The sequence below is a fragment of the Amycolatopsis sp. NPDC114484 genome (genome assembly GCF_055633755.1).
Genome location: NZ_JBVKDQ010000006.1, coordinates 187,646 through 208,913 on the forward strand (window position 1 = coordinate 187,646; position 21,268 = coordinate 208,913).

The following is a 21,268-nucleotide window of genomic DNA, read 5'->3' on the forward strand; positions in this document are numbered from 1 at the left end:
TCCGCCACATCGCACCGCTCCGCCTGCCGCACGTCGCGGCGCACCCCGCCGGACCGGGCTGCACACCGATTCCAAACCGCACAGCGCGAACTGGTGCCGCATGCCCGGCCGTACCCCGCGAACCGGCACCGCACGCCCGGCCACACCCCGCGAACCGGCACCACACACCCGGCCACACCCCGCGAACCAACGCCATGCACCGCGCCGCCGCACCGTGCGCACGGCACCTTCGCCTGCCGCGTCGCACCTTCGCCCGCCCGCGCCCCGCATTCAACCGCGCAGCGCCGCGCAGTCGCCTGTGCGCACGGCACCTTCGCTCGCCCGCACCGCACCTTCGCCCGCCCGCACCGCACCTTCGCCCGCCCGCACCGCACCTTTAACCGCGCAGCGCGGACCAGCCTCACCCGCCCACGGTCACTTGGCAGCGCGCAGGATCAGCTCCGCGACCACGTCCGGCTGGGAAACCAGCACCGCGTGCGAAGCGTCCGCCACCTCGACTACCTCCGCCTCCGCGCGTTCCGCCATGAAACGCTGCGCCGCGGCCGGAATGTTCTTGTCCGCGGTCGGGATCAGGCTGTACACCGGCAACCCCTTCCACGCCGGTGCGGGTGACGCCTCGTCCAAGGCCGCCGCGGCGATCGGGCGTTGGCCCGCTGCCATCAGCCGGGCCTGCGCGGCCGGGACGTCCGCCGCGAACTGCTGGTGGAACAGGTCCTGCCGGACATAGAGGTCGACGCCCTCGGGCAGGGCGACCTGCTCCAACGTCTCCCCCAGGGTCCCGCCGGGGAACTTCCCGGCCAGTTCGCCCGCGCTTTCGCCCTCGTCCGGGACGAAGCCCGCGATGTAGACCAGCGCCCGCACCCCGGGGTGGCCCACCGCGGCGGCCGAGATCACCGAGCCGCCGTAGGAGTGGCCGACCAGGACGATCGGGCCCTCGACGCTGTCCAGTACAGACCGCACGTAAGCGGCGTCCTCGGCGACTCCGCGCAGCGGGTTCGCGGCCGCGATCACCCGGTGCCCGGCTGCTTGCAGCCGCTCGATCTCCCCGTTCCAGCTGGACGAATCCGCGAACGCGCCGTGTACCAGAACGACAGTGGCAGTCATGGGGTCCTCCTCAGAGAAAGTTCCGAACGAGGACAACAGTACAACTTAGTTGTGCACAATCAAGTTGTATCCAATGCGATCTGGGTCACTGCTCGCGGTAGGACCGCGGCGGGGCGCCGAGCAGGCGGCTGAACATCGTCGTGAAGGCGGCCGGGCTTTCGTATCCGAGGGTGACCGCGACCTCCGCGACCGGAAGGTCCGCGGCCAGCAGTGGGAGCGCGCGCAGCACGCAGGCCCGCTCTCGCCAGCGGGCGAAGCTCAGGCCCGTTTCGGCGCGGAACAACCGGTGCAGGGTCCGTTCGCTGACGTGCAGCTCCTCCGCCCAGCGCGACGGCGGGTCATGCACATCGGGAGCGTCCGAAAAGGACTGACACAGTGCGCGCAAGCCTTCGTGCCGCGGCCACGGGAGTTCAAGCGGCAACGGAACGCAGCGGGAGATCTCGTGCAGCAGAAGGGAAATCAGCGCGGCATCGCGGCCGCGTCGAGGGTATTCCGGGGCGACGTCCACGGCTTCCCGGAGCAATTCCCGCAGCAGAGATGAGACATCGACGGTCTGACAGCGGCGCGGGAACCACGGCACGGCGGATGGTTCCAGATAGAGACTGCGCGTGGTCACGTTCATCATCACGACGCTGTGGTCGGTCTCCGGCGGGATCAGGACCGCGCGCCGGGTCGGGACGGTCCACGTTCCGTCGGCCGTTCCGACCCGCATGGAACCGGTGGCGCCGTAGAGGAACTGCGCGCGGCGGTGGCGATGCGGCGGCAGGAAGTGGTCCGGCGGGTAGTCCGTGCTGATCGCGAGCACGGCCCGAGGGAGGGCGTCGACCTCGGATAACGGAACGTTGCGCATGCCTCCAGAGTAGGTGTCCGAAGCTCGAAAGAACCTGGCGAATCTTCGGATGCACGCCGCGCCCTGGCGACCTACCTTGAAGCCAGTGTTGACCTCGATCCTGATTCTTCTGCTCTTCGGCTGCCTGAGCGGCGTGACGACCGTGCTGTTCGGTTTCGGCGGCGGATTCGTCACTGTGCCGGTGGTCGCGGCGGTCACGACCCGCGGCGACGCGATGCATGTCGCCGTCGCCACGTCCACCGCGGTGATGGTCGTGAACGCGATCAGCGCGACCGTCGTGCAAGCCCGGGCCGGACGTCTCCGGCGCGACTACATCTGGCCGCTCGCCGCGTTTGTCGCGATCGGTGCTGTCGCGGGCTCGGTGGCCGCGACTTACGCGGGGGACGGCTTGTTGCGCGTCCTGTTCATCGTCTACCTGGCATTGACCATTGTGGACAGCTTGGCGCGCGGCGGATTCCTCAAGCCACCAGAGGAACCGAAGCCGTTGAGCACGTTCACGACTACTGCGGGCGGGGTCGGAATCGGTGCGGTGGCGAGCTTCCTCGGAGTGGGCGGCAGTGTGATGACGGTGCCGTTGTTGCGCCGCAAAGGGCTTCCGATGGCTGACGCGGCCGCGATGGCGAACCCGCTCAGTGTGCCTGTCGCGGTGGTGGCGACTGCGGTTTACGCGACGGCGGGCGGCGGACCGTCGGGATACCTAGACCCGATCGCGGGCGTGGCGCTGCTGGCCGGTTCACTGCCGACGATCGCGCTCGTCCGGCGGGTCGCCGACCGGTTGCCGGACAAGGTGCATGCCGTCGCGTACGTGCTGCTGCTCGCGGCGGCGCTGATCGCCGTGGCGGTCAGCTGAGCACCGACCGCACGGTTTCCTCGTCGCGGGCGACCACCGTGGTGCCGTCGTCGGCGGTGATGATCGGGCGCTGGATCAGCTCCGGGTGCTCGGCGAGCGCGGCGATCCACCGTGGACGGTCTTCCGGGGTCCGCGTCCAGGATTTCAGCCCGAGTTCACCGGCGATTTTCTCGCCGGTGCGGGTGATGTGCCACGGATCGAGGCCGAGCCGGTCGAGCACCGCGACGAGTTCCGCCCCGGTCGGCGGGTCCTCCAGATAGCGGCGCACGGTGTACTCCGCGCCGGCCTCGTCGAGCAGCGACACCGCCGAGCGGCACTTGGAACAACGCGGGTTCACCCAGATCTCCACCCGCGCAGTCTAACCGCCCCTTTATCGGGAGGAGTCGTTGCCGGACAAGAGTCTTGGGTGCGTCCTGCATCACCTGCCCGGACCGGGTGGAACGGGCGTACCGTTCGTACATGACCCTGCCGATTACCACCGAACGTCTCGTGATCCGGGACTGGACGGCTGACGACGCCGAAGCCGCGTTTCAGATCTACGGCTCTTCCGATGTGACGCATTGGCTGACTCCTGCCATGGACCGGGTCGCGGACGCCGCGGCGATGCGGTCGGTGTTGCAGGCGTGGCAGGAGGCGCAGCCTAATTTGATTCCGCCTCGGGGGCGATGGGCGGTTGAGCGCCGGGAGGACGGGCGGATTGTCGGCGGGTTGGGGATTCGGTTGTTGCCTCCTTATCGGGAGGATTTGGAGTTGAGCTGGCAGTTGCGGCCCGAGGAGTGGGGGCACGGGTACGCGACTGAGGCTGGGCGGGCGTTGGTGGAGTGGGCGTTTTCCCAGGATGGGACGGATGAGTTGTTCGCGGTGGCGCGGCCTAGTAATTCCCGGGCCATTGCTACTGCGGAGAGGATTGGGATGCAATGGGTGGGGGAGACTACTAAGTATTATGAGTTGAGGTTGCAGGTTTATCGGGTTCGGCGGGGGGATGTTGTTTGATTTCTGCTCCCTGGTTTCGGCTCGTCGCCTGGGGGCGACATTGCGCCTCGTTGTTGCGGGGGCACCCCGAAGCTTGATTGTGATGACGGTCTGAGGGTGTTTGTCAAGGCGGGAAAGATGCCTTGACAAGCACCCTCAGACCGCATTTTGGCTTCGTATCGGGGTGCGGGGGTGGTGTGGGTGCATGGTTCGTTGGGTGCGTTGGTGCGGGTTTTGTGGGTGTGACGCGGTGGCTTGGGTGCCTTGTCGCGTTGGATGTGCAGGCTGCGGTTGCGTGGGTGGGTGCGCGCGGCTTGAGTGGGTGGGCGAGTTGAGTGCGCGAGTATCTGGTGGGAAGTCCGTGAGGGGAACCTTGAGGGAATCAGCGTCTCTGAGGGTTCCCCTCACGGACCATGCAGCTGTCGGTCCGTGAAGGCGTTCGGGTAGTCAGGGGGTGGCGCTTGCGGGGGTCCAGAGGGCGTCGATTTCTCGTTCCGCGGCTGCCAGGCTTTCGTCGGCTTGGGGGCGGAATTGCGCCAGTGCGGGGTTGACGTCTGCCATGGTGAATTCCGCCGTGATGAAGCGCGGCTCCAGGCCCGTCAGGGAAAGGCCGTGCGGGAGCCAGCCTTCGGCGTGGTCCCAGCCGTGTCTTGGGGTGCCTTCTCCGTAGCCTCCGCCTCGGCTCGCCAGGACCAGCAGTTCTCGGCCGCCCAGTACTGACGGGTCTTCGCCCGCGGAGGTGATCAGGCGGTCTACCCAGGCCTTCACCGAGCTTGGCGCGCCGTAGTTGTAGAGCGGCAGGCCCAGCAGCACGGTGTCCGCGGCCAGCACCTCCGCCGCCAGTTCTTCGCCGATTCGTGCGGCTTCGTAGTGGTCTGCGGTGCGCTCGGCGGCGGGCGTGAGGCGGGCTTCCCAGGCCCGTCGGTCCAGGTGTGGGACGGGGTTCGCACCCAGATCTCGGTAGGTCACCGTCCCTTCGGGGTGGGCTTTGCGCCAGGCCTGAGCGGCGCGGGCGCTGAGTTTGCGGCTTACCGAGCGGTCGGCGGTGATGCTGGAGTCGAGGTGCAGCAGGTGTGCCATGTCGATGACCGTCCGTAGATAGTTTGTGTTGAACAAACCATTTATAGCACGGCAGCTACCAGACGCGTCTCGTAGAATGGACACATGGCTCCGTTGCCGCTCGTCGCCCAGGCTCCGCGCAGGTCTGGTGCGTTGCTCGAGCACTTCGCGCGACGGATCCGGCTGCGCGCGGAAAGCGTGCTGGCTCCGTTCGGGCTGCGTCCTCGGCATCTGATCGCACTGACCGTCCTTCAGACCCGCGGTTCCAGCACTCAGCAGTCCCTGGCGCAGATCCTCGAGATGGACAGCACCAACGTCGTCGGCCTGCTCAACGACCTCGAAGCCGACCAGCTGATCGAGCGGCGGCGTTCGCCGGAGGATCGCCGGCGGCACGTCGTCGTGTTGACCGAGCGGGGCGCGAAGGAGCTGGCCCGGGCCGAGGCGGCGCTCGCGGCGGTTGAGGACGAGGTTTTCGCGGCGCTCGATCCTGACCAGCGCGAGCAGCTTTACAACTTGCTGTTGCAAGCGGCTTCCGGAACGGTCGACAGCAGCTCCTGCGCGAAGGAGCCTCCGGTCTGCTGACGGGGAGGGAGCCAGCGAATGGACGGTGCCGCCGAGCGGCTTGCGAAGTACCGCGCGATGCGCAACTTCGCGAAGACCGACGAGCCGTCTGGTGCGAACGCCCCCAAGGAACCTGGTTACCGGTTCGTCGTGCAGCGGCATCGGGCGCGGCGCAAGCACTACGACTTCCGGCTCGAGCTGGGTGGCGTGCTGGTCAGCTGGGCGGTGCCAAAGGGGCCGACGCTTGATCCGAAGGCTCGGCGGATGGCGGTGCACGTGGAGGACCATCCGCTGGAGTACGCCGATTTCGAGGGGGTGATCCCGCACGGCGAGTACGGCGGCGGCGACGTGATCGTGTGGGATCGCGGGCGCTGGGAGCCGGTCGGCACCGACGATCCCGAGCAGGCGCTCGCGGACGGGAACCTGCACTTCGATCTGTTCGGCGAGAAGCTGGCCGGGCGCTTCGTGTTGATCCATCCCAAAAGGGACGGCGACGGGAAGCAGTGGTTTCTGCTCCATAAGCAGGATGACCACGCCGCCTCCGGTTGGGACGCTGAAGATCATCCGAAGTCGGTGAAAAGCGGGCTCACCAATGACGAGATCGCCGCGGCGCCGCCTGCGTTGTGGCGGGGCGATTTGCCTGCGGCCGAGGCGGAAGTGCCGTTGCACGCGGTGTTCGAGCCGGCGTCGGAGGACGAGCTCAAGGCGCTGCAAGACCTGGGCAAGCAAGGCACCTGGACGGTCGCCGGGCGGCAGCTGAAGGTCACCAATCTCGACAAGACGTTGATTCCCGGCCGCGACGGCGAAGCGCCGATCACCAAACGCGAGCTGATCGAGTACTACACCCGGATCGCGCCCACGATGCTCCCCTACCTCGCCGGCCGCGCGCTCAACACCAACCGGTTTCCCGGCGGCGTCGGCAAACCCGGCTTCTGGCACAAGGAAGTGCCCGACCACGCGCCGGAGTGGCTGCATCGCTGGCATTACGAGGCAGCCGACCCCGGCGACGTGCAGCAGTACCTCGTGCCGTCCGGCGTCGCGGATCTGGCCTGGCTGGCCAATTTCGCCGCGCTGGAGCTGCACGCCTGGACGTCGCGCACGTCCGACGTCGAGCATCCGACCTGGCTGCTGTTCGACATCGACCCCGGCTCCGAGACGTCGTTCGACGACGTGCTCGCGCTCGCCCGGCTGCACCGCACCGCGCTCGACCACTTCGGGCTCGTCGGGCGGCCGAAGACGACCGGGCAGCGCGGCATTCAGATCTGGGTTCCGGTCGAGCCGCGGCATACCTACGCGGAGACGCGGGCGTGGGCGGAAACCGTGTCGAAGTCGATCGGCAAGATCGTGCCGGACCTGGTGAGCTGGGCGTGGCACAAGGATCGCCGCGGCGGGCTGGCGCGGCTCGACTACACGCAGAACGTGCTGAACAAAACCCTCGTCGCGCCGTACAGCGTGCGGCCGAAGCCGGGGGCGCCGGTGTCCGTCCCGCTGGAGTGGGACGAACTCGACGACCCCGACCTCACTCCGGATCGGTGGACGATCCGGACGGTGCTCGATCGCGTGGCGAAGGCGGGGGATCCGTTCGCGCAACTGCTGGACGTGCACCAACACCTGCCGCAGCTGTCGTGAAAATCCCCGCCGCGGCAACGACAGCGAAGCCGATCAACAGGTAGCGCGCGGACGTCACCATCGACGGTGCGCCCAAGTTCACCAGCAGACCGGCGATCGACGCACCGAACGCGGTCGCCATCGTCAGCACGGTCGCGATCGCGGCCGCCGCTTGCTGACCGCTGGCCATCGCGGCGACCGACAGGTGCGGCATCGCGATACCGATCCCGGTGCCACCGGCGAGAAGCACGATCAGCCACGCCAAGACCGAAGCGTTTTCCTTTTGCAGTAAGGCAAGTACGACGAACGCGAGAGCCAGCAGCGTCGGTCCGGCCAGACAGAGCAGCCGGACCCGGCGGGCCGACGAGCTGACGATCTGCCCCGCGGACCAGCCGAACGACAGCGCGGCGGAGAAGAATCCCGCTGCGGCAGGCGGTAATCCGCCGAGATGCTGGCCGAACAGCGGCAGGAACGATTCCACCGAGACTCCGGCCGCGAGGCACATGATGGTCAGGTAGATCCACCTCAGCGACGAGCCGGACTCGTACGTCGCAGCGGGCAGCACCCGGATCGCGGCGCGCTTCTCAACGAGCAGAAACGCCAGTACGAAACCAAATCCGAGCACGATGAACGCGGCCATCGCGACGACGTTCGTCAAAATTCCGGCGACGCTCACCGCCCCGACCGCGCCCACGACGGCCACCAGCGCGAAGGCTGGCACCGGGACCGCCTCGCCGCTTCGTGCACTGCGAGGAAGCGCGCGTGGCACCAATGCCGCGATCACGACCGCCGCAACCGCCAGCACGACGAACGCCACCCGCCACGAACCGAATTGCGCGAACAGTCCGCCGAGCGCCGGGCCGACGAGGTTGCCGACGCCGAACATCGCCGAGATCAACGCACTCCCCCGCGCCCACAACTGCGGCGGCAGCGCCGAATGAATCACCGCGAACCCAAGTCCGGTCAGCAACCCCGCACCCAATCCCTGCACTCCGCGCCCGGCCAGCAGCACCGGCATCGCCGGGCTCACCGCGCAGACCACCGAGCCCGCCGCGAAAACGCCGAACCCGAGGTAGTACGCCGCCGCGTTGCCGAGCCGGGCGAGCGCCCTGCTGACGAACATCGTCGCGACGACCTGGGCGACCAGGAACGCCGTCATGTTCCACGCGTAGAGCCGTTCCCCGCCGATGTCGGCGACCGCGGTCGGCAAAAGGCTTGCCGCCACATAGATGTTGACCGCACCGACGAGCACCCCGCCGGCCAGCACGACCGCGGTGCTGAAGTGCGCTCCCAATTCGCGCCACGAACCCACTCGTTTCTCCTCCCGGATGCATTTGCGGTCGCATCATCTCCGGGCGGGAGACCCCGGTAATCAGACAAATCAGGCGTGAACTGGGTCACATTCAACGCTTGGTGAGCACCACCAGGTAGCGGCACGGCCGCGTCCCGGGATTCTCGTACGCGCAGTCGACCGGGCGGCCCAGTTGAAGGCAGTCGCCTTCGGCGAGTTCGTGCACCACTTCGCCTTCGTGGAAGCGCAATTGACCGGACAGCACCCAGATCTGATGGTCGGCGAAGACGTAGGACACCGCCGGGAAACCGGCTTTCGCACCAGGCGGCAGGTCGATTTCCACGAGTTCGGTCGCCCCGCGCCCCGGCGGCGAGACCGCGCGGCGCACGTAGCCGGTGACCGGGTCCTGCCAGGTCGCCTGGTCGTCCCGGCGAGCGAGGCGGCGGTCGTCGTCGCCCTCCGCGCGGGCGACCAGCTCGGACAGCGAGAGCCCGAGCGCGGCGGCGAGCCTGCTCAGCAGCACGGCCGTCGGCTGAGCCTCGCCGCGTTCGATTTTCCCGATCATGGCACGGGAAACACCGGAGCGTTCAGCGAGCGTGCCTGCTGAGAGCTCGCGGTCCTGACGGGCTTCGCGCACCGCCGCGGCGAGCGAGGCAGAGAGGGGATCGGTCACAGTGGTCGACTATAGCAGCGGGTTGTGTCTACTATCGTGCACATGCTGATCCGACCTGCCGAAGAACGGGACGCCGAAGCCTGCGCGGCGATCTACGCGCCGTACGTCCGGGAAACCGCGATCACCTTCGAGACCGAACCGCCGACGCCGACGGAAATGGCGGCCCGCATCGCGAAGGCGACGAAGTCGTACGCGTGGCTGGTGCTGGAAATCGACGGCGAGGTCGTCGGATACGCGTACGGCAGCCCGTACAAGGAGCGCGCGGCCTACCGCTGGTCGTGCGAGGTGAGCGTGTACCTGGCGCAGGACCGTCGCCGGGCGGGCGGCGGAAAAGCCTTGTACGAAGCCCTTTTCTCCCGGCTTGCCGAACGCGGCTTGCGGACCGCGGTGGCCGGGATGACACAGCCGAACGAGCCGAGCGTCGGACTGCACCAGGCGATGGGCTTCGAACTGATCGGGACCTGGCGCAAGATCGGCTGGAAACACGGTGCCTGGCGCGACGTCACCTGGATGCAGCGCGAGCTCGCCCCCACCTCGGACGCCACGCCGGAGGAACCGCGCTAATCCACTCCGAGGTCCAGTTCCTCGATGTCGTGCTCCAACCGGGCCCGCCAAGACCACTTCGGTTCCGTCCAGTCGGTGTCCGACGGCGGCGGCTCCCCCAGCGGCAGCGCCGGATCGACCACGCCGTGCGTCACCCGGTAGGCCAGCGCTGACGTCGCCGCGCGGATCCACTTGTCCCCCGCCGCACCGGACGGCGGCGCGACTCCGAACGCGTGCGTGAACCACACCGGCAGCAGCGCGCTCGACCCGATCGCGTCGGTGATCCGCTCGCGCAGCCGGGAATGCAGTTCTTCCCAGTCCCGTTCGCACTTCTCGATCTGGGGCAGCACCCGGGTCCGCGTCACCTCGTCCGCGGCCAGAAGTTGTTGCGCCGCTTCGGCATCCTGCTTCGCGGCAGGGAGCTGACGGTCCAGCACACCACGCCGGCGAGCGACCACTTCGGACAGTCGCGACTCCGCGTCGTCCCGCTCCGGCGTGCCGCGTTCGGCCTTCGCCAGCACCTCCAGCACTCCGATCAACGCTACTTCGCTCTGCGCCAACGCTTCTAGCGCCTGAGGCAGCCGTGCGACGTCCTCTTCGTGCGGTCGGCGCTGGCTCGGCGTGAGCAGCTGCGCGGCGAGACTGTGCCGCCGTTCCGCCTCGGCGGCGAGCTGTCGCAGCCGCGGGCCGACGTCGTCCAAATCGACTACCGGAACCTTCTCCGACACCCGCACCGCACGTTCGAGCACCAGCAGCCGCTGCCGGAGCCGTTCGAGCTGCCGGGTGGTGTGGTCCAGCCGGGTTTCGTGCCGGGAATGCGTTTCGGTGAACGATTCGACCGTCTCGCGCAGTTCGGAAAGCTCGCGGACGGTGCGGTTTTCCAGATCGTCGACGGTCTCTTGCATACCGCCGACCGTGTCGGTGAGGGCAAGCAGTTCCGGGTCGTGTTCGGCCTCCGGGCCTTCCTCGCCCGGGTAGTACTCGGTGTCGCGGTAGTACTCGGAGTAGGTCACCGCGCCTCCTGAACCAGAAACGCCAAAGTCGCGACCGTGGTGAGCGCGGCCAGGATGACCGCGATCGGCTGGACGGTCGGCCCGGCCCCGATGAGCGCGACCGCGGTGAAGATCGCGGCCAGCACTCCGCTGTACGCGGCGCGCTGCCGCCGGTTGACCATCAACGGCGTCGGCCCGAGCGGTCCGAACGCGATCCGCAATCCGGAGCCCAGCAACGGCAACGCGAGCAGCAGCCAGACCGGGTTGAGCGCGCCGAACAACATCATCGCGCCGCTCACCATCCCGACCGCGACCGGCGCGACCGCAAGGTACAGCGTCGTCCGCTGCACCTTTCCGCGCTTCGCTTCCAGCCGGGCGAGCCGTACCTGCTCGACAGCGGCGTCGACTTCCTTCTCGGTGCTCAGCAGCGCCTCCGCTCGCTCGACCAGTGCGTCGAGCGTCTGCGTGCGTTCGGCGTCCGCCTGGTCCGGCAGCTGCGCCAGACCCGCGCGAAGCTCGCGGCGGAGCGCGGACGCGCGCGCCATCACGTGGTCGCGCTGGTCCTCTGCGGGCGTAGTCACCTCGCCACTGTAGGTACGAAACGCACCGAAGCCGGGGAACGACGCGACTTCCGCCGGGTCCAGTCAGAGGCTCAGCAGGTCCCGGCCGACGACGACCTCGCCGTCGAACCCGGCAGCGGCGTGCGCACGCCAGACCTCGTCGGGAATGTCCGCGTCAGTCGGGACGAAATGCGACAACACGAGAGTCCCGACGCCCGCTTCCTTAGCGAGCGCACCGACCCGCTCGACGCTCGTATGGCTCGCCAGCAGATGGTCCCGCAGCGTCGTGCCGTTGTACCGGCTCACCATGGCGTCAACCGCGGGGACGTACATCACCTCGTGCACCAGCACATCCGCACCTTCAGCGAGCCGCACGAGGTTCTCGCACGGCGCGGTGTCGCCGGAAATCACGATGGAGCGGTCCGTAGTATCGATGCGGTAGGCGAAGGCGTCGACGATCGGCGGGTGGTCCACGCGGGCCGCCGTGATCCGCACGTTCTCGTCCTCGAAAACCACGCCGTCCGCCGTGATTTCGCGCGGATCGAGCAGCTGGTCCAGCGGCCGCAGGCCCTCGTCGGCGACCCGCGTATCGATGTCGAAGCGGTTCATCGCCAGGAAGTGCCGGGTCATCTCCGCGAGCGGCGGCGGGCCGAACGCGGGGACCCGCCGTTCCAGATTGGCGGCCCAGGCCAGCAGGTAGAGGTTGCCGTAGTCGGCGTTGTGGTCGGAATGGTGGTGAGTGATGCCGACCGCGCGCAGCGAGTCGAGCGGAATCCCGGCGTGCACCAGCTGCCGGGCCACTCCGTTGCCGCAATCGAGCACGTAGGCGGCTCCGTTGACGACGATCGCCTGTGCCGGAGCGCTCCGGGTGCGTTTCGGCGCGGGACCGCCCGCCGTGCCGAGGAGGATCAGCCGCGTGGTCATACACACTCGCTTTCGAGGTTGAGCGGAGCAGGAACAGTTCGCGACCGACGGGCCAGCCACACCCCGACGCCCAGCACGCTCCAGGCCGCCAGTGCGAGGAGCCCGGGCAGGGTGATCTGCTTGAGCAGCAACCAAGTCTGCCCGCCCAGGATCGCGACGCCGAGCAGGGACAGCACGGCGTGCGACGTCCGGCGCATCCGGAACGGGGCGCCCGCGTGCAGGTCCGGCCGCAGCCGGCGCACCCGCCACGACGCGAGGATCAGCAAGGCCAGCAACGGCCCGGTGACGATCGACGTCATGGCCGCGATGTTCGCGACGCTGAAGCCGGCGAGCACCGGGACCACGCCGATCAGGTAGAGGATCGCCAGCAGCCAGTGCGGGGTGCCGAACCTGCGGTTCACCGCGCCGAGCCCGGCGGGCAGCCAGCCGTCCCCGGTCGCGGCGAGCGCCGGTTTCGTCGCGGCCAGCAGCAGCGAATTGATGTGGCCGAGCACCGACGCCATCGCGCCGCCGAGGATGAAGAACACGAACCCGCCCGGGGAAAGGAGGTGCCGGGCGACGTCGGACATCGACCTGCCCGCGGACGCCTCCGCGCCGAGCACGCCCACCGACGGGATCGCCACGACCACGTAGATCACCGCCGCGACGAGAGTGCCGCCGACGACGGAAAGCGGAATGTCGCGTCCCGGGCGCTTCATCTCCCCGCCGATGTCGGCGATGAGAAACGCGCCGGTGGTGGCGAAGGTGAGCAGGGCCGCCGCGTTGAGCAATCCGCCGATGCCGTGCGGGGCCAGGTTCCCGAACTCGCTCCACCGCACCTGCCCGGCTCCGGCGATCCCGTACAGCAGGAAGGCGGCGAGCATGACGACCGCGAGCACGATGCCCACCCGGCTGGAGAACGTCGCGCCCGCCAGATTCGTCAGGAAGAACACCGTGATCAGGGCGATCGCCAGCGGCCGGACCGGAACTCCCGGCACGAGCGCGCTGACGTAACTCGCCCCGGTCAGTGCCATCAGGCTGAGCTGGATGACCGACACGGCGGACAACCACATCGACGCGAATCCGGCGGCGGGCGAGACCAGCCGGGCGGCGTAGGTGTAGCGACCGCCGGTGACCGGCATCGCGCTGCCGAGGGACGCGATCGGCAGCGAGTAGACGACCACCGCGAGCGCCGCGAGCGCGAAGGCGATCGGCGCGCCGGCCCCGGTCAGCGCGATAGCCGTGCCCATCAGCGCGACGACGCCGCCGCCGACTACCTGGTGAAAGGAGACTCCGACGGCTTGGAAGAGGGAGATGCTTCGCTTGAGGTTCGCGTCTACGGGTTCGGTCGGCATCGTGATCACTGCCTTCTGCTGGCCGTTGTCGATCGGCACAGCGTGACCCAATCCGCGACGGTGCGGAAATACCGAATGCCCGTCGCGGCATAGCCGTTCGGGAATACCGCCGGGATAGCCGGACGGGCATAGGTCCGAGCGAATCAGGCATTGGACGGGCATGGCGTACGGCAAGAACGATGAGGAATCTGAGTTTCTCCGTCCGACTTTGTGGAGTTCCCATGACCGTGGCCCTCACCGAGGCGGCTGCCCGCGATCTCGACGCCCAGGATCCGTTGCCGACGTCGCGGGCGCAGTTCCACGTCCCGCCCGCGACCGGCGGCGGCTACGCCGAGACGGCCTACTTCGCCGGGAACTCCCTCGGCCTGCAGCCGATCGCGACCCGCGCCGCGCTGGACGCGGAACTCAACGACTGGGCGTGGCTGGGCGTCGAGGGACACGGCGAGGCCGAGCGGCCGTGGGTCTCCTACCACCAGCAGCTGCGCGATCCGGCGGCGCGGCTCGTCGGTGCGCGGCCGGGCGAGGTCGTGATGATGAACTCGCTGACGGTCAACCTGCACCTGATGATGGTCAGCTTCTACCGGCCGACCCCGGAGCGGCACGCGATTCTCATCGAGGACACCGCCTTTCCCTCCGACAGCTACGCGGTCCGCAGCCAGGTCGCGTTCCACTGCTACGACCCGGATGAAGCGGTCATCCGGCTTTCGCCGCGTCCCGGGGAATCGACGTTGCGCAGCGAGGACGTCGTCAGCTGGCTCGCCGAGCACGGGGACCGGGTCGCGCTCGTCCTGCTGGGCGGGGTCAACTACTACAGCGGGGAATTCCTCGACCTCCCGGCGATCACCCGCGCCGGGCGCGCCGCCGGAGCGGTCGTGGGCTGGGATCTCGCGCACGCGGCGGGCAATGTGCCGCTGCGGCTGCACGACTGGGACGTCGACTGGGCCGCTTGGTGCAGCTACAAATATCTCAACAGCGGACCGGGTGCGATCGCCGGCGCGTTCGTGCACGAACGGCATCTCGCGGATCGGTCGCTGCCGAAGCTGGCCGGTTGGTGGAGCACCGACCCGGACGTGCGGTTCCGGATGCGGCCGACGGTGACCCCGGTCGACACCGCGGACTCGTGGCAGCTGTCGAACCCGCCGATCCTTGCCATGGCCCCGGTGCGAGCCGCGCTGGAGATGTTCGACGCCGTGGGCATGGATGCCTTGCGCGCCAAGAGCGTTCGACTGACCGGGTACCTTGAAACGCTGCTCGACGAGACCTGCGCCGGCCGCCCGATCGAGGTGCTCACGCCTCGCGATCCGGACCGCCGGGGTGCGCAGCTTTCCGTCCGGCTACACGGTTTGGACGCCGACGCCGTCAGCGGCGAACTGCGGACCCGGCACGGGGTCATCGCGGACGCACGCCGCCCCGACGTGATCCGTCTGGCACCGGTCCCGATGTACTCGACCTTCCACGATTGCTGGCGCGCGGCGACGGCACTCGCGGAGGTCGTCAGCGCTTCTTTCGCCGGATCTTGATCGCGCGCAAGTCGGTGACCGCGTAGTTCAGGTCCCGATACGGCAGTCCGTGCGCGGCCAGTGCCGCAACCGCGCTGTCTTTCGCCGCGCGTTCGTCGTCGTCCGGACCGGCCGGGACCTGGCAGCGGAAGGTGAACGCCGTCGCGTTGACGTCGTGGCTGAACGTGCCTTCCTCGGTGAAGGCGACGTCGGTCTTGCCCTCCAGCAATGCCCGGGTGCTCTCGTCGAGAGAGTCGAACTTGCCGCGGATGATCACGCGGAACGCGTCCATGTCAGGCGTCCTTCCGGGTCGCATAGGTCAGTACTTGGTCGCTGAGCAGGCCTTCTACCGCGTCGAGGAGCGTCAACGCCGCCTCCGCGATGTCGTCCGGCCGCTCTCCGGCGACGGTGCGTTCGCCGATCTCGCCGTACAGCAGGCTGTGCACCCACCCGATCTGCGCGGCGACCAGCCCGGGTACCGGATCGCCTTGCGCCGCAACGGTTTCCGCGATCAGCAGGTCGGCGAGTTCGGTGACCATCTGCTGACCGAGGTCCTGCAGCCGGGCGGCGAGCGTGGGCGCGGCCAGCATCATCGGCAGCACCCGGCCGAACCCCGGGCTGAGCCCGATCGTCCGCGAGCGCTGCTGGATCTCGCCGCGCAGGCGGTCCAGCACCGCGCGCGCCGCGGACACCCCTGGCCCGCGCGCCCGCACGATCCCGGCCAGCCGTCCCGCCGAGGCCTCCGACGGCGGCAGCACCAGGTCTTCCTTGACGCGAAAGTGGTTGTAGACCGTGTTGACCGCGACGTCGGAAGCCTCCGCGACCTCGGCGATCGTCACGGCGTCGAATCCGCGCTCGACGAACATCCGCAGCGCGGTTTCCGCGATGCGCCGCACCGTCTCCTGCTTCTTCCGCTCCCGAAGTCCCACGCCGAAGAGTGAAGCAGACTGCAAACTTGGTGTCGACTCCATTTTTCTTCCCGGAGCCCCTGGATATCGGGGAGATCCCGGAGGACGGGACGGCCGCCGACGCGGCATCATCGACCAGGTGCGGATCGGCTTGCTGGGCCCGCTGGAGGTCCGGAACGACGACGGTGCCGCAGTCGAGCTCACCGGTGCCCGATTGCGGACGCTGCTGAGCGCCCTCGCGCTGGAGCCCGGCCGGGTCGTCTCGGCCGGGCGGCTCGTCGACGCCGTCTGGGGGACGCGTCCGCCGGCCACGGCCAACGCGTTGCAGGCGCTCGTCTCGCGGCTTCGCCGGGCCGGGACCCGGCTCGATTCCACGCCGTCCGGCTACCGGCTGCCCGAGGCGACCGTGGACGCGGCGCGCTTCGAGGAGCTGGTCACCGCGGCCAGGACGGCACCGGACGAGAAACGAGTCGTGCTGCTGCGCGAGGCGCTCAACCTGTGGCGCGGCCCGGCACTGGGCGACGTCTCGGACGCGCAGTTCTTCCAGAGTCATATCGTGCGGCTGAACGAGCTGCGGCTTTCCGCCACCGAGGAGTACGCCGAAGCCGTGCTCCGGTTGGGGCACGGCGCGGATCTCGCCGAGGAGCTGTCGAAACAGCTGGCCGAACATCCGCTGCGCGAACGGCTGGCCGCGGCGTTGATGCTCTCGTTGCAAGCCGCCGGACGCCCGGCCGAAGCACTGCGGGTGTTCGCGCGAATCCGGTTGGCGCTGGCGGATGAACTCGGTGCCGATCCGGCCGCGGAACTGTCCGCCGCGCACACCAAGATCCTCCGCGAAACGGTGGCCGACGAGGACCAGACGCGCACGAACCTGCGGGCCGGGCTGACCAGTTTCGTCGGCCGGAACACCGAGGTCACCCGCGTGGCCAAGTTGGTCGGCGAATACCGGCTGACCACGCTGACCGGGCCCGGCGGGGCCGGAAAGACCCGGCTGGCCACGGAAACCGGACGGCATCTGCTGTCCGAACGCAACGGCGTGTGGTTCGTCGAACTGGCTCTGGTCGGCGGCGGCGCGGACGTCCCGCAGGCCGTGCTCGACGCGCTGGGCCTGCGCGAACAGAGGTACCCCGGAGCGCTCGCCGCCGGCACTCCGCGCGAGCGGGCGGCGAGCGCGTTGCGCGATCGGGACGCGGTGCTGGTGCTCGACAATTGCGAGCACGTCATCGAAGCCGCCGCGGAACTGGCCGAACACCTGCTCGGCGAGTGCCCGCGGCTGCGCATTCTCGCGACCAGCCGGGAACCGCTGGCCGTGACCGGCGAAGCGCTCTGGCCGGTCGAACCGCTGAGCCTGCCCGCGGAAAACGCGACGCCGGTCGAAGCGATGTCGCGCGCCTCGGTGCGGCTGCTGGCCGACCGCGCCGCTGCCGTACGGCCGGGATTCACCGTTGATGAGTTCACTGTGGACGACGTGGTGCGGATTTGCCGGGCGCTCGACGGAATGCCGCTCGCGGTCGAGCTCGCCGCGGCCCGGCTGCGGTCGCTGACCGTGTCGCAGCTGGCCGCCCGGCTCGATGATCGGTTCCGCCTGCTCACAGCGGGCAGCCGGAACGCGCTGCCGCGACATCGCACGCTGCGCGCGGTGGTCGACTGGAGCTGGGATCTGCTGGAGCCGGACGAACGGCAGCTGCTGCGCCGGTTGTCGATGTTCTCCGGCGGGGCGACCGCCGACGCGGCGGAAGCGGTCTGCGGCGGCACGGCTGAACTGCTCAGCACATTAGTCGACAAATCGCTAGTTACCATCTCCGAGGACGCCGAGCCGCGCTATCGGATGCTCGAGACGATCAAGGCGTACGGCCTGGAACAGCTCACCGCGGCGGGCGAACGCGAGGAACTGCGTCAGGCGCACGCCGAGTGGTTCGCCCGCTTCGCCGAAACTGGCGACAAATACTTGCGCCGGGCCGAGCAGATCGAATGGCTGACCCGCTTCGCCGCCGAGCACGGCAACCTGATCTCCGCGGCGCGCGGCGCGATTGCCGCCGGAGAAGCCACGACGTCGCTTCGGCTGGCGACCTCGTGCGCGTGGTTCTGGATGCTGACCGGGCACAAAACCGAGGCGCAGGAACTGATCGAGGCGGCGCTGGCGTTGCCCGGCGAGACGGACCGCGAACTGCGCGCGATGGGATACGCGATGGCCGCACTGCTGCTGACCATCGGGATGAGCGCCGAAACCTCCGCCGACGCCTTGGGCCGCAAAGCACTCGAACTCAGCCACGGCAGCAAGAACTCCTTGCTGCGGTCCATCATCCCGGTGTTCACGCACACCGCGGACAACGACACTGTAATGTCCACATTGGACGAATTGATGTCCGATGAGGATCCGTGGCTGCGCGCCCATGCCCGGCTGCACCGGGCGCGGTCGCAGCTGAACCTCTGGCACGACGCGGCCGCGCAGGAAGCCGACATCCGCGAGGCCGTCCGGCTGTTCCGGATGAGCGGGGAGCGCTGGGGAATGTCACTCGCGCTGAACAACCTCGCCGAGGTCGTCGGCCGGCGCGGCGAACTGGAGGAAGCCGTTTCGTGCTACGAGGAATCGATCACAGTCGTCTCGGAAATCGGCTCGACGGAGGACGTTCTCTTCGCCCGCGGACGGCAAGCTCACCTGTTCTGGCAACTCGGTGACGAAGCAGCCGCGGCGGCCGCGGCAGCCGCGGCCGAACGCGACGCGCTGAGCGTGCCGTTCCCGGACTCGCTCGCGTTTCTGGCCCAGACGAAAGCCGATCTGGCGCGCTGGCGGGGAGAGCTGGCGGACGCCAGGCTGGAACTGAACCGCGCCGAAGCGTTGTTGAGCGAAACCGAGCCGCATCCGTTGTTCCGCGCGATGATCCAGCATTCGCACGCCTACCTGGACGCCCAATCCGGCGACCTGGCCGCAGCCCGGGAGCGCCGCCGCGAAGCACTCGCTATAGCCGCGCAAGCCGGTGAGGTGCTGTATCTGGCGATCATCCTCGTGGGCATCGCCGAGCACGCCCTGCGCGTCCACCGTCCGGTCGCCGCCGCCGATCTCTTGGCCGCCGCACACCGCCTCCTCGGCGGCCCCCACCTCGCCCTGCCCGACGCGACGGCCGTCGAAGCCGCCGTCCAGGCCCAGCCATCAGGCACAGTCGACGACCCGGTCGCCCTCGCTTACGACGTCCTCGACTGACGAATCCTTCGGAAGCCACCGCAACGCAAGCATTCCCAGCCCCGCACACAGCACGGCCGCGACGCCCATCGCCACATGCAACCCGGTCACGACAGCCCCCTTCACAGCTGCCGCACCCTCCGGGGCCAGCCACCGAAAAACGAACGCCGCGACCGAACCCAGCAACGCGATCCCCAGCGCGTGGCCGATCTCGTTGGCCGTCTCGCTGATCGCTCCCACCGAACCGGCTCGCTCAGCCGGGACCGCGCCGACCGCCGTGTCCGCGACGAGCGAGAACGAGATCCCGTAGCCGAAACCGGCGACCACCGTCGAAGCGACAAACCATCCGGCCCCTCCGGTGACGGTGGTCGCCAGCAGCAACGCCAGCCCGAGCGCGATCGCGAAATGGCAGGTCACCAACGCCGCCCGGTTCCCGATCCGCGCCGCGAACGCCGGGGTGAGCACGCACGTCACGGTCAGGACGACAGCACCCGGAAGCGCGAGCAACGCGGCGTGGAGCACGGACAACCCCAGCACCGACTGGAGGTAGACCCCGGTCAGATACGCCGCCGCCGACCACGCGAACAGCGACAGCACCCCGGTGATCACCGCGACGGTGAACACCTTCTCGCGGAACAAAGTCACGTCGAGGAGCGGATACTCCAACGTCCGCTGCCGCAGCACGAACCACGTCAGCACCCCGGCCCCGGCGACGCCGGCGAACGCCACCGGCCAAGAAGGACCGTAGGCGGCGAATTCCTTGACGGCGTAGACCGCCAGCAGCAACCCGCCCGCGGACAACGCGATGCTGAGCAGATCGACCTTGCCCGGCCGGGTCGTCCTGGCTTCCCGGAGCACCACCGGCGCGGCCGCGAGGAAAACCGCGACGACCGGCAGGTTGACCAGGAACACCGATCCCCAGCCGAATCGGCTCAGCAGCAGCCCGCCGAGAATCGGGCCGATCGCGAAACCCGCGGCGAACGTCGCGGCGAAGATCCCGATCGCCCTGGCCCGCCGCTTCGGCTCGGGGAACAGTTCGCTGAGCATCGCGAGCCCCGAGGGCAGCAGCGTGGCGCCGCCGAGCCCCATGAGCACGCGGCAGCCGATGAGCCATTCCGGCGTGGGCGCGAACGCGGCGCCCGCGGAACCCGCCCCGAAGACCGCGACCCCGATCATCAGCAGTTTGAGCCGCCCGTACCGGTCGCCGAGACTGCCGAACGCGATGAGCAGCGAGCCGACCGCGAAACCGTAGCTGTCGAGGATCCACAGGGCTTGGTCGGCGGTCGGGGCTAGGGCGCGGGTGATGGTCGGCATGGTCAGGAACAGGATCGAACCGTCCATCGAGACCAGCAGGACCGGTCCGAGCACCACGAGCAGCCCCAGCCAGGCACGGCGAGTTTCCGTCATGCCCCCGATCCTCGGAACCCGCGGCCCGCCTCGGCCAGCACCGGCGATGAGTACCCCTCGCAGGTGCAGGCACCGGTCCGCGCGCTTGCCTACGATCGAAGCCATGCAGACCGAGACCCTCGGCGTGTTCCTCAAGACCCGCCGCGACCGCGTGACGCCGGACGCCGCCGGGATGCGGACGTACGGCACGCTCCGCCGGGTTCCCGGTCTGCGCCGGGAGGAACTCGCCCAGCTCGCGGGCGTCAGCGCCGGCTACTACACGCGGCTGGAGCAGGACCAGTCCGGCACCGCGTCGCCCCAGGTGCTCGACGCTCTCGCGCGGATGCTCAACCTCGACGAGACCGAGTCGAGCCACCTGCACAACCTCGCTCGGCGCGGCGGAGTCCCCCGGCTGGTGCGCCCCGCGCCGGAAACCCTGGATCCGCACGTCGCGACCCTGCTGCACGCGCTGAGCGACAGCGTGCCCGCGATCGTCCTCGGCCGCCGCGGCGACGTGCTCGGCTGGAACCGCACCGGTCACCTCCTGCACGCCGAACATCTCGACTACGCCGCACCGGACTCGCCCGAGACCCGGCCGTCGATCCCGCGGATGTTCTTCCTCGACCCGCTGCACCGCGACCTCTACCGCAACTGGGCCGACCTCGCCCGCACCCACGTCGGCTACCTGCGCCTGATGTCCGGCAAGCACCCGACCGACGCCCGGCTCGCGGAGCTGATCGGCGAACTGGCCATGGGCAGCCCGGAATTCGCCGCGCTCTGGGCGGCCGGAGACGTCGTGGACTGCACGAGCGGCCCGATGGACCTGCGGCACCCGACGCTCGGCCACGTGAACATCGACTACCAGGTCTGGCTCCAGCCCGACAGCCCCGACCACCAGCTCGAGGCCTACACCCCGCGCGACGCCGCCTCCCGGGACGCACTGCGGCTGCTTGAGGTCGCTTCCCGCTAACGG

21 protein-coding genes are annotated in these 21,268 nt (G+C 69.1%); 8 read left to right on the forward strand and 13 right to left on the reverse strand.

From position 1 onward, the window contains the following. Window positions 1-414: 414 nt before the first annotated feature. Both ACZ7SW_RS17665 and ACZ7SW_RS17670 read right to left on the reverse strand, forming a co-directional pair. Window positions 415-1,104: an alpha/beta fold hydrolase gene (locus tag ACZ7SW_RS17665; RefSeq protein WP_470231470.1), complete on the reverse strand. Its 690-nt coding sequence runs from the start codon at window positions 1,102-1,104 to the stop codon at window positions 415-417. Between the two features lie 85 nt (window positions 1,105-1,189). After that, window positions 1,190-1,954, reverse strand: coding sequence for an AraC family transcriptional regulator (locus ACZ7SW_RS17670; protein ID WP_470231471.1), 765 nt, complete (start codon window positions 1,952-1,954; stop codon window positions 1,190-1,192). A gap of 85 nt (window positions 1,955-2,039) precedes the next feature. On the opposite strand from ACZ7SW_RS17670, the gene ACZ7SW_RS17675 reads away from it, so the two are divergent. Then, the gene (locus tag ACZ7SW_RS17675) at window positions 2,040-2,804 is read left to right on the forward strand and encodes a sulfite exporter TauE/SafE family protein (protein ID WP_470231472.1); all 765 of its coding nucleotides are present in this window, start codon (window positions 2,040-2,042) and stop codon (window positions 2,802-2,804) included. Here ACZ7SW_RS17675 and ACZ7SW_RS17680 read toward each other — a convergent pair. Beyond that, window positions 2,797-3,153, reverse strand: a complete 357-nt coding sequence (locus ACZ7SW_RS17680; RefSeq protein WP_470231473.1) for an ArsC/Spx/MgsR family protein — start codon at window positions 3,151-3,153, stop codon at window positions 2,797-2,799. The two genes, ACZ7SW_RS17675 and ACZ7SW_RS17680, sit on opposite strands and share 8 nt — an antisense overlap. A gap of 110 nt (window positions 3,154-3,263) precedes the next feature. Here ACZ7SW_RS17680 and ACZ7SW_RS17685 point away from each other — a divergent pair, with 110 nt between their 5' ends. Continuing rightward, complete coding sequence (locus ACZ7SW_RS17685) at window positions 3,264-3,797, forward strand: GNAT family N-acetyltransferase (RefSeq protein ID WP_470231474.1); 534 nt, start codon at window positions 3,264-3,266, stop codon at window positions 3,795-3,797. A 426-nt stretch (window positions 3,798-4,223) separates the two neighbouring features. Here ACZ7SW_RS17685 and ACZ7SW_RS17690 read toward each other — a convergent pair whose 3' ends face one another. Beyond that, window positions 4,224-4,856 (reverse strand): FMN-dependent NADH-azoreductase, encoded by a 633-nt coding sequence (locus ACZ7SW_RS17690; protein WP_470231475.1) that lies wholly within the window; start codon window positions 4,854-4,856, stop codon window positions 4,224-4,226. A gap of 84 nt (window positions 4,857-4,940) precedes the next feature. Between ACZ7SW_RS17690 and ACZ7SW_RS17695 the strand changes: the two genes are divergently transcribed. Together ACZ7SW_RS17695 and ACZ7SW_RS17700 are read left to right on the forward strand one after the other, a co-directional pair. After that, window positions 4,941-5,417 carry a MarR family winged helix-turn-helix transcriptional regulator gene (locus ACZ7SW_RS17695; protein WP_470231476.1) on the forward strand — a complete coding sequence of 159 codons (477 nt, stop codon included), beginning with the start codon at window positions 4,941-4,943 and terminating at the stop codon, window positions 5,415-5,417. Window positions 5,418-5,435: 18 nt separating this feature from the next. Beyond that, window positions 5,436-7,025 carry a DNA polymerase domain-containing protein gene (locus ACZ7SW_RS17700; RefSeq protein ID WP_470231477.1) on the forward strand — a complete coding sequence of 530 codons (1,590 nt, stop codon included), beginning with the start codon at window positions 5,436-5,438 and terminating at the stop codon, window positions 7,023-7,025. On the opposite strand, the gene ACZ7SW_RS17705 is transcribed toward ACZ7SW_RS17700, so the two are convergent. Both ACZ7SW_RS17705 and ACZ7SW_RS17710 read right to left on the reverse strand, forming a co-directional pair. After that, window positions 6,916-8,316 (reverse strand): MFS transporter, encoded by a 1,401-nt coding sequence (locus tag ACZ7SW_RS17705; RefSeq protein WP_470231478.1) that lies wholly within the window; start codon window positions 8,314-8,316, stop codon window positions 6,916-6,918. The two genes, ACZ7SW_RS17700 and ACZ7SW_RS17705, sit on opposite strands and share 110 nt — an antisense overlap. A 91-nt stretch (window positions 8,317-8,407) precedes the next feature. Further along, complete coding sequence (locus tag ACZ7SW_RS17710; protein WP_470231479.1) at window positions 8,408-8,968, reverse strand: helix-turn-helix domain-containing protein; 561 nt, start codon at window positions 8,966-8,968, stop codon at window positions 8,408-8,410. 42 nt (window positions 8,969-9,010) lie between these two features. On the opposite strand from ACZ7SW_RS17710, the gene ACZ7SW_RS17715 reads away from it, so the two are divergent. Then, on the forward strand, window positions 9,011-9,532 hold the full coding sequence (locus tag ACZ7SW_RS17715; RefSeq protein ID WP_470231480.1) for a GNAT family N-acetyltransferase: 522 nt from the start codon (window positions 9,011-9,013) through the stop codon (window positions 9,530-9,532). On the opposite strand, the gene ACZ7SW_RS17720 is transcribed toward ACZ7SW_RS17715, so the two are convergent. The 4 genes from ACZ7SW_RS17720 to ACZ7SW_RS17735 all read right to left on the reverse strand — a co-directional run bounded on the left by ACZ7SW_RS17720 (window position 9,529) and on the right by ACZ7SW_RS17735 (window position 13,360). Then, the gene (locus tag ACZ7SW_RS17720; protein WP_470231481.1) at window positions 9,529-10,524 is read right to left on the reverse strand and encodes a hypothetical protein; all 996 of its coding nucleotides are present in this window, start codon (window positions 10,522-10,524) and stop codon (window positions 9,529-9,531) included. The two genes, ACZ7SW_RS17715 and ACZ7SW_RS17720, sit on opposite strands and share 4 nt — an antisense overlap. Continuing rightward, a complete protein-coding gene (locus tag ACZ7SW_RS17725) occupies window positions 10,521-11,084 on the reverse strand; it encodes a hypothetical protein (RefSeq protein WP_470231482.1) in 564 nt (187 codons plus the stop codon). Before ACZ7SW_RS17725 ends, ACZ7SW_RS17720 begins: the two co-directional genes overlap by 4 nt. 63 nt (window positions 11,085-11,147) lie before the next feature. After that, complete coding sequence (locus ACZ7SW_RS17730; protein ID WP_470231483.1) at window positions 11,148-11,987, reverse strand: MBL fold metallo-hydrolase; 840 nt, start codon at window positions 11,985-11,987, stop codon at window positions 11,148-11,150. Then, on the reverse strand, window positions 11,984-13,360 hold the full coding sequence (locus ACZ7SW_RS17735) for an APC family permease (RefSeq protein WP_470231484.1): 1,377 nt from the start codon (window positions 13,358-13,360) through the stop codon (window positions 11,984-11,986). The genes ACZ7SW_RS17730 and ACZ7SW_RS17735 overlap by 4 nt, the downstream gene beginning before the upstream one ends. 182 nt (window positions 13,361-13,542) lie before the next feature. Here ACZ7SW_RS17735 and kynU point away from each other — a divergent pair, with 182 nt between their 5' ends. Continuing rightward, window positions 13,543-14,841 carry a kynureninase gene (gene kynU / locus ACZ7SW_RS17740; protein WP_470231485.1) on the forward strand — a complete coding sequence of 433 codons (1,299 nt, stop codon included), beginning with the start codon at window positions 13,543-13,545 and terminating at the stop codon, window positions 14,839-14,841. On the opposite strand, the gene ACZ7SW_RS17745 is transcribed toward kynU, so the two are convergent. Further along, entirely contained in the window at window positions 14,816-15,112 is a 297-nt protein-coding gene (locus ACZ7SW_RS17745; RefSeq protein WP_470231486.1) for a DUF6204 family protein, read from the reverse strand. The genes kynU and ACZ7SW_RS17745 overlap by 26 nt on opposite strands. A gap of 1 nt (window position 15,113) precedes the next feature. After that, window positions 15,114-15,749, reverse strand: coding sequence for a TetR/AcrR family transcriptional regulator (locus ACZ7SW_RS17750; protein WP_470231487.1), 636 nt, complete (start codon window positions 15,747-15,749; stop codon window positions 15,114-15,116). Window positions 15,750-15,867: 118 nt separating this feature from the next. Between ACZ7SW_RS17750 and ACZ7SW_RS17755 the strand changes: the two genes are divergently transcribed. Further along, a complete protein-coding gene (locus tag ACZ7SW_RS17755; protein WP_470231488.1) occupies window positions 15,868-18,930 on the forward strand; it encodes an AfsR/SARP family transcriptional regulator in 3,063 nt (1,020 codons plus the stop codon). Here ACZ7SW_RS17755 and ACZ7SW_RS17760 read toward each other — a convergent pair. Beyond that, window positions 18,880-20,316 (reverse strand): MFS transporter, encoded by a 1,437-nt coding sequence (locus ACZ7SW_RS17760; protein WP_470231489.1) that lies wholly within the window; start codon window positions 20,314-20,316, stop codon window positions 18,880-18,882. The two genes, ACZ7SW_RS17755 and ACZ7SW_RS17760, sit on opposite strands and share 51 nt — an antisense overlap. A 103-nt stretch (window positions 20,317-20,419) precedes the next feature. Here ACZ7SW_RS17760 and ACZ7SW_RS17765 point away from each other — a divergent pair, with 103 nt between their 5' ends. Continuing rightward, complete coding sequence (locus tag ACZ7SW_RS17765; protein WP_470231490.1) at window positions 20,420-21,265, forward strand: helix-turn-helix transcriptional regulator; 846 nt, start codon at window positions 20,420-20,422, stop codon at window positions 21,263-21,265. Window positions 21,266-21,268: the final 3 nt, after the last annotated feature.

What these genes read in the sequence shown, in the direction of transcription:
- ACZ7SW_RS17695 (WP_470231476.1), top strand. Translation starts at nt 4,941, where the DNA reads ATGGCTCCGTTGCCGCTCGTCGCCCAGGCTCCGCGCAGGTCTGGTGCG.
- ACZ7SW_RS17690 (WP_470231475.1), bottom strand. Translation starts at nt 4,856, where the DNA reads ATGGCACACCTGCTGCACCTCGACTCCAGCATCACCGCCGACCGCTCG.
- ACZ7SW_RS17730 (WP_470231483.1), bottom strand. Translation starts at nt 11,987, where the DNA reads ATGACCACGCGGCTGATCCTCCTCGGCACGGCGGGCGGTCCCGCGCCG.
- ACZ7SW_RS17685 (WP_470231474.1), top strand. Translation starts at nt 3,264, where the DNA reads ATGACCCTGCCGATTACCACCGAACGTCTCGTGATCCGGGACTGGACG.
- kynU (WP_470231485.1), top strand. Translation starts at nt 13,543, where the DNA reads ATGACCGTGGCCCTCACCGAGGCGGCTGCCCGCGATCTCGACGCCCAG.
- ACZ7SW_RS17715 (WP_470231480.1), top strand. Translation starts at nt 9,011, where the DNA reads ATGCTGATCCGACCTGCCGAAGAACGGGACGCCGAAGCCTGCGCGGCG.
- ACZ7SW_RS17760 (WP_470231489.1), bottom strand. Translation starts at nt 20,316, where the DNA reads ATGACGGAAACTCGCCGTGCCTGGCTGGGGCTGCTCGTGGTGCTCGGA.
- ACZ7SW_RS17670 (WP_470231471.1), bottom strand. Translation starts at nt 1,954, where the DNA reads ATGCGCAACGTTCCGTTATCCGAGGTCGACGCCCTCCCTCGGGCCGTG.
- ACZ7SW_RS17745 (WP_470231486.1), bottom strand. Translation starts at nt 15,112, where the DNA reads ATGGACGCGTTCCGCGTGATCATCCGCGGCAAGTTCGACTCTCTCGAC.
- ACZ7SW_RS17665 (WP_470231470.1), bottom strand. Translation starts at nt 1,104, where the DNA reads ATGACTGCCACTGTCGTTCTGGTACACGGCGCGTTCGCGGATTCGTCC.
- ACZ7SW_RS17765 (WP_470231490.1), top strand. Translation starts at nt 20,420, where the DNA reads ATGCAGACCGAGACCCTCGGCGTGTTCCTCAAGACCCGCCGCGACCGC.
- ACZ7SW_RS17700 (WP_470231477.1), top strand. Translation starts at nt 5,436, where the DNA reads ATGGACGGTGCCGCCGAGCGGCTTGCGAAGTACCGCGCGATGCGCAAC.